General features: G+C 53.9%; 9 protein-coding genes. 6 read left to right on the forward strand and 3 right to left on the reverse strand.

The genetic code is table 11. The features are described from left to right. The coding region (locus ACR0AJ_RS08160; protein WP_480740556.1) for a right-handed parallel beta-helix repeat-containing protein at positions 1-1,410 on the reverse strand (1,410 nt) is incomplete at its 3' end. Positions 1,411-2,199: 789 nt separating this feature from the next. Between ACR0AJ_RS08160 and ACR0AJ_RS08165 the strand changes: the two genes are divergently transcribed. The 6 genes from ACR0AJ_RS08165 (at position 2,200) to ACR0AJ_RS08190 (ending at position 8,431) form a co-directional block, all read left to right on the forward strand. Then, positions 2,200-2,604, forward strand: a complete 405-nt coding sequence (locus ACR0AJ_RS08165) for an SxtJ family membrane protein (RefSeq protein ID WP_170349857.1) — start codon at positions 2,200-2,202, stop codon at positions 2,602-2,604. A gap of 9 nt (positions 2,605-2,613) precedes the next feature. Further along, positions 2,614-2,763, forward strand: a complete 150-nt coding sequence (locus ACR0AJ_RS08170; protein ID WP_170349858.1) for a DUF5989 family protein — start codon at positions 2,614-2,616, stop codon at positions 2,761-2,763. A 9-nt stretch (positions 2,764-2,772) separates the two neighbouring features. Beyond that, positions 2,773-4,614 (forward strand): carbamoyltransferase family protein, encoded by a 1,842-nt coding sequence (locus tag ACR0AJ_RS08175; RefSeq protein ID WP_480740557.1) that lies wholly within the window; start codon positions 2,773-2,775, stop codon positions 4,612-4,614. Between the two features lie 75 nt (positions 4,615-4,689). Further along, positions 4,690-5,502: an alginate O-acetyltransferase AlgX-related protein gene (locus tag ACR0AJ_RS08180; RefSeq protein WP_480740558.1), complete on the forward strand. Its 813-nt coding sequence runs from the start codon at positions 4,690-4,692 to the stop codon at positions 5,500-5,502. Between the two features lie 9 nt (positions 5,503-5,511). Beyond that, a complete protein-coding gene (locus ACR0AJ_RS08185; RefSeq protein WP_480740560.1) occupies positions 5,512-7,074 on the forward strand; it encodes a carbamoyltransferase C-terminal domain-containing protein in 1,563 nt (520 codons plus the stop codon). 94 nt (positions 7,075-7,168) lie between these two features. Next, a complete protein-coding gene (locus tag ACR0AJ_RS08190; protein ID WP_480740561.1) occupies positions 7,169-8,431 on the forward strand; it encodes a right-handed parallel beta-helix repeat-containing protein in 1,263 nt (420 codons plus the stop codon). Positions 8,432-8,470: 39 nt separating this feature from the next. On the opposite strand, the gene ACR0AJ_RS08195 is transcribed toward ACR0AJ_RS08190, so the two are convergent. Together ACR0AJ_RS08195 and ACR0AJ_RS08200 are read right to left on the reverse strand one after the other, a co-directional pair. Then, a complete protein-coding gene (locus ACR0AJ_RS08195; RefSeq protein WP_480647223.1) occupies positions 8,471-9,937 on the reverse strand; it encodes a glycosyltransferase family 39 protein in 1,467 nt (488 codons plus the stop codon). A gap of 257 nt (positions 9,938-10,194) precedes the next feature. Beyond that, a complete protein-coding gene (locus ACR0AJ_RS08200; protein WP_480740563.1) occupies positions 10,195-12,195 on the reverse strand; it encodes an acyltransferase family protein in 2,001 nt (666 codons plus the stop codon). Between the last annotated feature and the right edge of the window lie 19 nt (positions 12,196-12,214).

Below are 12,214 nucleotides of genomic sequence, written 5' to 3' on the forward strand. Positions count from 1 at the left end.
GTCAGGCTGGGTCTTCCCGCTGTCAGGTTGAGTTGTCCCACTGTCAGGCTGGGTTGTACCACTGTCAGGTTGGGTCGTCCCGCTATCGGGTTGCGTGGTCCCACTGTCAGGCTGGGTTGTACCACTGTCAGGTTGGGTCGTCCCGCTATCGGGTTGCGTGGTCCCACTGTCAGGTTGGGTCGTCCCGCTATCGGGTTGCGTGGTCCCACCGCCGGGTTGGGTTGTTCCACCACCGGGCTGAGTGGTGCCGCCGCTAGTAGCGGTTCCAACCCAAGCGTCATAAGAGAACGGAAACTGCTGAGCCAAATCCGAACCCGCATTCAAGTTGTCAACGATGCTGCCCGGTATGACGCCATACTGGTTGTATCCATCTTGCGCGCCAGTCGCATGATACGTGAACACGCCGTCATATTGGTGGGTCTTGACCAAAGCATTGTCCGTTACATTCCAGTCCGATTGGCCGGAATAGCCATTGATCTGGGAAACAACGTTTTGATTAATCGTGACATTGGTCGAACCACTGGCCACAGATAGCTTCGGAATTGACACACCGCCGGTCAACGCGCCAGGCACTGCCAGAACCGTGTTGTTCGAGATCGTCAAACCGTTAGTTCCGCTCACGGAAATTCCGTGTGTGTGGCCGTTGTAGATCGTGTTATTTTCGATCAGAACATTTTGGTAGGGCTGGACGATTTTACCGTTCCCCATGAAAATCGATTGCGCCCAATCCCCGGACCCCATGTCCAGGACGTTGTCGCGAATGATGATGTCGGTACTTACACCCGTAAGCCTCGAAAACTGGATAAAGTCTCCATGACCTCCAGCATTCGGATTACGTTCAAAGTCGTGAATATAGTTGCCTTCGATCACGGCGCCTTTGATGTTTTCATAAAACATCCCGTCCTCACTGATCGAATGTAAGTTGTTGCCCGAGACAGTCACATCCGTGCTGATCCCCACATACATCCCTTTTAGCCAGTCGTGGAACTCGTTGTTTGTAACATTGATGTTGTCGCTACGAAAAACAAACAAGCCCTGACCCCATCCGTACCCGTCAGCTGTCGCGGATACTCCGGTGGCCACATCCCCCGAGAACGTGGAGTTATCAACCGTGATGTTCGAGCTGTTCACGATTGAAAACGGCCGATAGCTTTTTGCTTCCCCATTAAAGCTATAGTCGAAATTCAGATCTTCGAACGCAATGTTCGACGCGTTGTTCACGTTCATCGCCGTGATCGTAGCGGGTGCGTTCGCATCCGCGGACTTGATTGTTACAGTCGATGCATAGTTCGCGCTTAAGTTCAGCGCGCCATAATCACCTGCTGCAAGAAGTATCGTTTCCCCACCTTTCGCCTGAGACAAAGCCTGATTCAGCTCGGCCGCAGAGGTTACCGTAATTGTGGTCGACATGTTTCACCTTCTGTTTCATAGGCGCTGTGAGTGGCAGCGCACGAGAACCCGCTCACCCGGGACAAAGGGAACAGCCGCACAAGGGCGACAGGTTGGCCAGAATATGGCTATGTTTGGAAACTGTTGCCTGTATTGAGACAGTTTTGCCTCATTGCCTTCATTTCCGAGTGAACTCGATACTCGATACCGGGAATTGTTCCCCATCCCTTAGCGGTCATCTTAGGGTGTGACGAATTGATTCCGGGGTCGCAACAATGGTCAACAAAATGCCATAATTCAGGCGTGACCTCGCGTATCTGCGCTAGACATCGGCAATCACTTGCTGGGTTCCCCAACGTCAACCGCTCGGCGAGCCTCCCTGCCCACGCTCACTTAGTTTCATTTCGATACTGAAAAGTGGCAATGAGAAGATGAGGCGACACCGCAGAGCGCAATTGGCAATCAGCTGGACATCAGATGCAGACCGATAAAAAAAGGTTTCGCACCTCGGCCGGGTGAGCCCGTCTGGCCGCACAGCCAAACCAGGCGCTCAATACTGGCGGCACCGGGCCAATCCTTGAATCCCATCTTGTTTGTTTCCGCATTCACGACACTGTGCGCGATTTCTGCACGCAAACCGACCTCAAAACCGGTCCTTGCGCCCAGAATTTTGGGAATAGCGCCCATTTGCCAAAAAAATTTGCGACAACAGCACAGCCTGAGTGTATAAATTAACAAAGTTGGTTTCCCTGACTGGTTGTGCAGGGCGGCGTATGAGTTCTTAAAGTTATCCGATGAGATGATCTTGTTATGATCGATATTGAGGCACGACACGAAGTCCAGGGTGGCAGCAACCGTAATTTTGGTTTCGTTTTTGCAGCCGTATTCACCATCATTGGTCTATGGCCGCTGATCCACAGCGGAGGCTTGCGGTATTGGGCGCTGGCGATTGCGGTCGCGTTTGTGCTGGTTACTTTGCTGCGCCCCTCGTTGTTGTCGGGCGCAAACCGGCTGTGGACTAAGTTCGGCCTACTGCTGGGCGCAATTGTTGCGCCTATCGTTATGGCGTTGGTCTTTTTTCTGACCGTGACACCAACCGGACTGATCATGAGGGCCTTGGGAAAGGACCTTTTAAGACAAAAACTAAACAAGGACACAAACACATATTGGATTAAACGCACGGAAAACGTGGGTTCGATGAAAAATCAATTTTAGGAGTATCGGATGTCGTTTCTGATGGAGATGTGGCAATTTCTCAGGTTTCGAAAGAAATTCTGGCTTCTTCCGATCCTTGTCATGATGGTTCTTTTTGGCGGGTTGATCGTTCTAAGTCAGGGTTCGGCTATCGCCCCGTTCATTTACACGCTGTTCTAGGACCGGGTCGTGACTGCAATTCTAGGAATCTCTGCGTTTTATCACGACAGCGCCGCGGCCATTGTCGTTGACGGCTCTTTGGTCGCCGCAGCGCAGGAAGAGCGCTTTACGCGCAAAAAGCACGATGCGGGATATCCGTTTCATGCGATCGAATATGTTCTGGATGAAGCTGGCCTTGGCATTGGTGACGTCGATCACATCGCCTTTTATGACAAGCCATTCCTAAAATTCGAACGCCTACTGGAAACTTATGTCTCTTATGCTCCGCGCGGGCTGAACTCCTTTCGAATGGCCATGCCAGTCTGGTTGCGCGAGAAGCTGTTTCAAAAAGACTTGCTGAGCCGGGAACTGCGCGGACACGATCCCGAATTTCGGCCTGGTGACAGGCTGATGTTCAGTGAACACCATTTCAGCCACGCTGCCAGTGCTTTCTTTCCCTCTCCTTTTGAAGAGGCGGTCGTTTTGACGCTGGATGGTGTCGGCGAATGGGCCACGACGACATTGGCGATCGGGCGCGGCAAAGACCTGAAGATTGAAAGGGAAATCCATTTTCCCCATTCGATCGGCCTGCTCTATTCGGCGTTCACGTATTACACGGGCTTCAAGGTCAACAGTGGTGAATACAAGGTCATGGGGTTGGCCCCCTATGGCGTCCCCCGCTTCAAGGATGTCATTCTAGAGAACCTGGTTGACCTGAAGGAGGACGGGTCCTTCAGGCTGGACATGCAGTATTTCAACTATGCCGTTGGTCTGACGATGACCAACCAACGTTTCTCTGACCTGTTTGGCGAGCCTGTGCGCCAACCTGAAAAAGACCCACTGACCCAGTTCCACATGGACATCGCGGCCTCGGTTCAGGTCGTGACCGAAGAAATTGTGCTGCGGCTGACCCGCTCTGCCGCGCAGGAATATGGCATCGAAAATCTGTGCATGGCCGGGGGTGTGGCGCTGAACTGCGTTGCCAACGGTCATATCCTTCGGGACGGCGCGTTCAAGGATATCTGGGTGCAGCCTGCCGCCGGAGATGCCGGGGGCGCGGTTGGGGCCGCATTGGCGGCATGGCATACGGAACTGAAAAACGAGCGTCAAAGCAGCAGCCCGTCCGACAAGATGCAAGGCTCTTATCTGGGTCCATCCTTTGCACAGGATGACATTGAGCAACGCCTGACCGCGATTGGCGCAAAATTCGAGACATTCGAAACCGATGGCATGATCACCGAGGCAGCGACAGCTCTGGTCGACGGTAAGGCGCTTGGCTGGTTCCAGGGCCGGATGGAATTTGGGCCTCGCGCGCTTGGGGGACGGTCCATTATTGGCGACCCCCGGTCCCCTTCGATGCAAAAGACGCTGAACCTCAAGGTGAAATACCGGGAAAGCTTTCGCCCCTTCGCCCCTTCAGTCCTGCGCGAAGATGTAAGCGATTGGTTCGAGTTGGACTATGACAGCCCCTACATGTTGCTGGTTGCGGATGTTCAGGAAAAGATGCGCCGCACGATGACCTCGGAAGAAACACAGCTTTTTGGGATCGACAAGCTTAACGTTGTGCGCTCGGATATTCCGGCGGTCACCCATGTCGACTATTCTGCCCGGGTTCAGACCGTGCATGCCGAAACCAACCCCCTTTACCACGCGCTGATTAGCGAATTTAAGCAGCGCACCGGTTGCCCGGTTGTGGTCAACACATCCTTCAACGTCCGAGGGGAGCCGATCGTCTGTACTCCCGAAGACGCGTTCCGTTGCTTCATGGGCACCGAGCTGGACATGCTGGTCATCGGCCGTTGCATTTTGCGAAAACCTGATCAGGATCAGGCGCTGAAACAGGATTATAAAGAAGCGTTTGAGCTGGACTAGGACAGATACCTCTCGTCGCGTTGTTTGCGACACGGTCAGTATAGTGCCTACTGGAATTCGATGTATGAGACCAAAATGACGCTCGCAAGATCCAAGTCCGGCTATCGGAAACTGCTCGGGGTTTTCCTGATGGTCCCAAGTGTGGCGTTCAACAAATGGTCGGTACAAGCACTGGTCACGTCGGACGGGCAGATTGACCGGCGCCGGGACCTTGCTCAAAGCGTTGCATTGAGTGTTGCAACTCTCGGGTTTTTGACCCTGTTGATTGAACTGTCCGCCTTGACCGGCCTCATCGATTATCAGCAGATCTTTATACCCAATAGAATTAGCCTTTTAGGACCCCATAACCGGGTCTATGAGCCGGACGGGTTCTATAGCCAACCCAAAAACGACCAGTATAGCAAGACACGACCGGGGGATGCCGTGTTAACATTTGGCGCGCGCACGCGGTCTGGTCACTTCATTGACGCGGCTTGGTCTGAAGAAACGGTAATGCATTTCGCCTATCCCCCTCCCGATAGGGTCGAGGCACGCTTGGCCTATCTGAAAGAGCTATTGATACAAGGGCATGCTCTTGTTCGGGAAAATGGCGGGAAGCTTCTGGTCGCGCACATCCCGATTAAGACAGATGTTTATCGCGATTTGCTGGCCTTTCCCGATGACAGCGTCTTACAGGACTGGGTGTCATTGGAACTGGCCGCTGAACTTAAGACATTGGCCGATGAGAACGGCATAGGCTATATGGATTTGACGCCTGCCTTGCGGAAGGCCGCCGCTGACGGAACATTGGTTTATTTTCTGAACGATGCGCATTGGACCCCAAATGGGCATCAGGTCGCCGCACGGGCAGTGATTGATCACCTGACAATAAAAGGCTGGTTGGATTAGAGTGCTAGTATGAAAATTCTTTCCTTCAAATCCGGGCATGATGGGGCTGTCGCAGGGGTCGACGCGCCAAAACAGCATCTGATGTTTTCCTATGAAGCCGAGAAAGACAGCCTTCCCCGAAACTCACCAATTGACCCGAATACCCTCCTCGACGCCGGGCTGTGGTTCAACGAGCTTCCTGACGTTCTGGCGCTGAGCGGTTGGTCGACGCCGGGGGAAAGCCATACGGCCATATCCGGTGCCGGAAGCTTTGGCATCGACGAAAGCACGGCCATTGTCGGAACAAAGAACTTTTTCGGGAAACGGCTGGACTATTATTCTTCCTCGCACGAACGCTCGCTCATCTGGGCGGCTTATGGGCTGTCGCCCTTCAAACAGGGCGAGCCTTGTTATGTCCTGGTCTGGGATGATGCGCTGGGTGATTTCTATGAAATCGATCGCAACCTAAAGATACATCACATGGGGCGGGTGCTGGCTGCGCCCGGGCGCCGATTTTCCTTTCTCTATGCGCTTGCCGACCCCAGTTTTTCGGGAACGGATAATACCCCGGGAAAGGAGTTTTCCAGCAAACTGCAATCAGCCAGCGCACATGGCGAGGCAAACGTCATTGATGGCGACGCACAGGGTTTGATTGACGCACTGTTACAAAACGGCGCGGATTCTGGTTTCCTGAACAAGGAAGCGTTCAAAAACTCACCCTACTACAACATTGGCGTCACTTCGCCTAGGTTCCACAACCTTGCGGCCAGATATTCCGACGCGGTGTTTTCCCACTTCCACGATTTCGCAAAGGCCAATCTGACCAAGCGCTATCCGCTGTTGATTACCGGAGAATGCGGCCTGAACTATCGCTGGAACACGCGTTGGCGGGACAGCGGCCTGTTCCGCGATGTCTTCATCCCCCCATGCACCAATGACTCGGGCAGTGCAATCGGTACAGCGGTTGATGCCATGCGTCATTTTACGGGGCGGGCCAAACTGAACTGGACGGTGTATGCAGGCCAGCCATTCAACGACGACCGGGTAGATATGCAAGGTGTCACCAGCCGCGAATTGAATCTTAGAGAGGTCGCACAAGCGCTGCATGACGGAATGGTCATCGGCTGGGTCATGGGAAATTGCGAAATTGGCCCCCGGGCGCTTGGGAACCGCTCGATCCTGGCGGCGCCCTTTTCCAACGAAACACGCGACCGGGTAAACAGAATCAAAGGCCGTGCGGGCCTTGCGCCAGTGTCACCCGTTTGCCTTGAGGACGATGTGTCGAACCATTTCGACTGGTCTGGCCCCTCGCCGCACATGCTTCATTTTCAGCAAGTGACTAACCCAAACCTTAGGGCAGTAAGTCATGTGGACGGGTCGGCACGGGTGCAGACCGTGACTAAAGACCAGAACGCGATGCTGTATGACCTGCTAACCGAGTTCAAGGCAACCAGCGGCGTCGGCGTCTTATGCAACACGTCGCTGAACTTCAAACGCTCGGGCTTTATCAACAAGACAAGCGACCTTTACAAATTCGCGCGCTCTGTTGGACTTGATGGTTTTGTCGCCGGCAGATCGTTTTATCGTCTCTAAGACGCGCTCTGACTGGTGACAGGGCCGCGATAGACAAGGCTTTCGTAAGTGCCTAATATTTCTTGTACAGCCAATATTATAAAGAGTTACTCCTATGAGACGTATAAATATCTCTGTTGGCATCCTGTTTTGGTCCATTCTTGTGTTCGCATCTCTGGCAACGCCATTGCTTGCAGCGTCGGCTTGCTCTGGGTTTAAAGGCGGATCACAATCGCAAAACGGCCAGGTTATCCAAAACGCCCAGGGCCTCAATCAAGCCCTCAATCATGCCAGCGGCGGGGAAACCTTGCTGTTGGCCGGGGGAAACTACGACGCTTTGATCCTCAAAAGGGCTTTCAAAACCCCAGTCACGATCCGGTCTGCTGATCCCAGTTCACCGGCATGTTTCACAGGTTTACGCCTGAAGAATGCTGGCAATCTCATGCTGGATGGGTTGATGTTCGACTATTCCTTCCAGCGTGGCGACAAGCACCGTACCAACCATTTCGGCATTGCTAACGGTCACAACATCACCATCACCAATTCCGTATTCGACGGGGATTACAACACCGGCATAGGGCACGGCCTTGGCTTGCAGATCACAGGCAGTTCTAAAATAACCATCTCTAACAGCCTGTTTCGTAAATGGTGGAAAGCGCTGACTGCGTTCAAAACCACACATCTGACGCTGAGCCGAAATCAGTTCTATGACATTCGGGCTGATGGAATGGCCCTAAGCGGAATTGACAACCTGACGATCGAACTCAACAGGTTTCACACTTTCCGCGGCGGTAACAGCCGCGATCACCGGGACATGATCCAACTGATGCGGACGACGAACCGAGGCAGTTCGAATATCGTGATCCGGGACAACGTCTTTGACATCGGAGCCGGAGATTATACCCAGACGATTTTCATGGGCAAAAGCGGCAAGAATACAAGCGACCCCCTTTTGCGGCACAAGAACGTGCTGATTGAAAACAACGTGATCTACAACGCGCATATGCACGGCATTTCGGTTCATGGGGCCGACAATCTTTCGATTCGCAAAAACTCGATCATCCGGGTCCGCCAACCGAAAGGCGGCAAGGTATCGATCCCGCGCATAAATATCTCATATTCGACTTCTGTCGTAATCGAGCAAAACGTAGTCAGCGGGATCAACGGGTACCAGAATCAAAGGGATTGGGCCGTACTCAACAACGTCATTGTTCAGGATCAGTCCCCTTCTAGCCCCGGCTATTATGACCGAGAGTTCATCTATTATGCGACCGGGGCCGCCAATGGCTTTCACGAATACGGGGTGCGCCCTGGCAGCGAGGTCGACCGCCTTAAAGCCGGGTCCACGCTCGTCAATAATTACCCGACACGCCAATAGGAGCCTGCACGCCTTCTATCAGTTGTTTCTGAAGCGAAGTCACTTGCGCCGATAGATAAGAACGTGTCCGTCCCCAAGCGTGCCAGCAAAGGTGCGTTCAAGTTCCAGTTCCTTATCAGCATCCGTCCCAAGCCGTGGAATGACGCGCAGCATCCGGTTCGGAAACAAAACCACCAGCGCCACAGGTCCGGGTTGTTCCATCGCCTTGGCATAGCCCTCTGCATCGCCGATGGTTTTCCAGTCAGCATCAAAGTGACTTTCAAAAACAGGGCCGCCGGGATTGATGGCATAAACGCGTTCTGAAGGGCCGCGCGTTTCTTCGACAAAGGCAAAAGCCCCGGCTAGATTCTGTTTAGGAGCATCATAGTTGCGCTGTACCAGAAACATGGACACGGCAACCATCACCAGAACACCTGCGATAAACAACGGCCGCGAAATCTGAGGCCGTCTGAACAGCCGCGCCACCAGACCGGCACCATAGCCGCAACCGACAACGACAAGAACAATGACCGGACCGATATCGACAAAGAAAAACCTCGGCCAAATCCGCATATCCAGCGACATGAGAATAACCAGCGTCACGACAATATGCATGGCGATGGTGACAAAAAACAGTGGCTGTTTCGCATGCGTCCCCAATGCGCCAAAAGCAACGGTCACCAACCCCGCCACGGCCACGATCACTGTCAATGGCCCGGTATTGCCAATTGCAGTTCGCACGCCTTCGACCATGGTCCAGATCGGGTTTTGATAGACCTGCATCTTGTCGACAGAGGACGTCGCCGATATCTCACCCATGGTATTCAGAACACTGGGTAAAATCGGCAAATAGGCTAAAAAGATCAGAACCAGCGCAAGGGCAACGCCGATCAGCGGCTGCAGCACCCATTCGCGAGTCAGGGGGGCCTCACGACCGAACCCGGTCACCAGTGAGATCAGCCAGACGAACCCTAGCGCGACAAAGAAAAATGCACCCGTCAAATGCGTGAAAACAGCGGCGGCGGCGGTCAGTCCAAAGGCGATCCAGGTTTTCATCGCCGGACGCCGCACACCCCGCAGAAACAGAATGAGGCCAAGCACACTCCAAAAAGCAAGCTCGGTATACCCGCGCGCATTCTGTGAGAACCAAACCTGATGATAGGACAAGGCCACGAGCAAGGCCGAGACATGCGCGATCCAGGTGTTTGCGACCTCTTTGGTCAGCCACCAGATCGCGGCGACGATGCCGACGCCGAACACTACGGCTGGGAAACGGTAGACCCAGGATTCCTCTCCGAATATCTGAGAAAACAGCTTTGCCTTCATGCTGAAGAAATAATGATGGTTCATGGAATATTCGCGCATCATGTCGCCCCAGGGCAAACGAATATGCGTGTCGACAGTCCAGATTTCATCATACCAAAGCGGTGAGTTCAGCCCTGCAATTCTCAACGCGGCAGCGAGCAGCAGAATGAACAATAGAATTGCCAAATCACTGCGGCCAATCGCGGGGGATGGCGGCTTCATGTCAGCTTCTCCGATCACGCGCGCATCTCCGGGTACCAAACCTATCCTAACCTTGCACGAGCCAGACACAGCCGCCCGCTGAAACTTGTCCGATTATCCTCGTTTCCATCCCACGCGTCGAAGCGAATGTACCGTCGCTGGTGTATTTTGATATGGACTGTCTCTTGATTGCAGACATTTTCACTAAATGGCCCAGATTGTTGTGGGGTCGGGCAGTCCAGCCTTGCGGATATGCCCCAGTGTACAGACGGAATGCACTAATTTCGCAGGAAATGCTGATCCAGCAAGGCCGGCATAACCCAGTTTGCTCCAAACTCGCTCAGATGATCGTCATCCCGGTAAAGAGGGCGACCGTCCAGATGAATACGGCAGAACTCATCGCATAAAATATCAGCCGGACGCGCAAGCGCCGCGTCGAATTCCCGCCCGGCATCCGCCAGAATTGCGTAAGAGCGGGAATTGCGTAGATCAAACTCTTCCCGTGACGGGGGCACGCGCAACTGAGTCCCGAACGCAGCGCTGCCTGCGAGGGCATCGGGGACGTTGAACCCGATCTCTGGTATTGACCCGACGATAAGAACCTCGATACCCCGGCTTTCCAGCCTTTGAAGCAGCCGTTTCAGACCCTTTTCCACGTGTTTTGGATTATCCTCAACCCCAGTGGGGCGCTCATCGGTTGCCGCCAGAACGGCTATTCTCCCCTCTTCGCCCGAAACCCGAACACCTTCGGTCGCCAAAGCCCAACGCGACGCCACGACAACCGCGTCTAATTCGGGCAGTCGTTCGATATAGCGCACCACCAATTCGTTATGAGTGTCGCAACCATGAGCAGGCGCCATGTCGGCGCGGCGGACCCCCAACAGCGCAGGGCAGCCAAACTTTACAAAGGCCTCGCCCGGAATGTTGTTGTCTTTCAGCCAGGAATCTATGCCGGGTAACAAAGACCCGGCATGGGAATCCCCCCACACGACGACGCGAGGTTCTGCGTCGGCCTGATTGGATGCTCCTATTTTGCAGGGTTCTTTACCGTCTTCCCACTGTCTGCACGCATCCATCAGATAATGGGATTCCTTGAACTTGTTCATTTTGGCTGCCAACTCAGCCGGAACCCTGCTTGGAACGCCCTCTTTCACAACAAGTATGACGGCTAGCCCCAATATAAGCGTGGCACCTGTGCCTGCACCCGTAAAAATACTGGCTCGCGAAAAGCCCCCTTTGCTGGCCGGAATGCGAAAGGGTCGCTCGATCAGATACAAGCTAGCCGCTGCAAGCAGAACAGACAGAAATACACAAATCATCGCCGTCATAGCGGGCAGATCCGCACTGCCGTTTTGCACTCTGGCCGCGACCAGTACCGGCCAATGCCACAGGTACAGCGAATAGGAAATGAGCCCAATCCAGACTATCGGGCGCAAGGCCAACAACCGGCCGGCAGACGTAGTGTTATTCATTCCCGCCCAGATCAAAAAAGCGGCACCTGCACAGGGCGGCACAGCCATCAACCCGGGGAACGGGGTGTTGTCCGAGATCAGAACGATGCTGCCTAGGATAATTGCCAATCCAATCAGCCCGATTACCTCAGCCACCAGCGGGCGACGGAGTGCCGGAAACGCACCGATGGCCAACAGCGCACCCAGCCCCAGTTCCCAAACCCGCATTGAGGTAAAATAGAAGTTGGCAATCGGCGCAGCGGTCGTCGCCCATATCGAAAGCCCCAGAGATATGAGTGAAATCAGCGCAATCACACCAACCCAAAAGCGGCGCGATTGTTTCGCCATTACCCACAATAATATTGGAAATCCAAGATAGAACTGTTCTTCGACCGCCAAAGACCAGGTATGAAGCAGCGGCGCCAATTCGACCCCCCTGCCGAAATAGTCACCAGCCGCATCCCAAAACCAGACGTTAGACACAAAAAGCAGCGTTGCAGCCGTAGACCTGGCAAGCGCGTCATACTGGCTGGGCAGTAGAAGAAACCAGCCGACAGCCAGGCATGCGACAAGCACTATAAAAAGTGCGGGCAGGATGCGCCTGGCCCTGCGTTCGTAAAAAGATAGCAGCGAAAACTGCCCGTCCCGGATTTCCCGCGTGAGAATTCTGGTTATCAAAAAGCCAGAGATGACGAAAAATATATCCACACCGACGAACCCGCCCGGAACTGCGCTAAAACCAGCATGGTGCAGGACAACAGGAACTACGGCGACCGCGCGAAGCCCATCAATGTCCGGTCTGTAGGAAATTTTCGACACATCGTTCACACAAACTATTAAACCCAGA

The sequence above is a fragment of the Ruegeria sp. CJ9 genome, assembly GCF_056536625.1.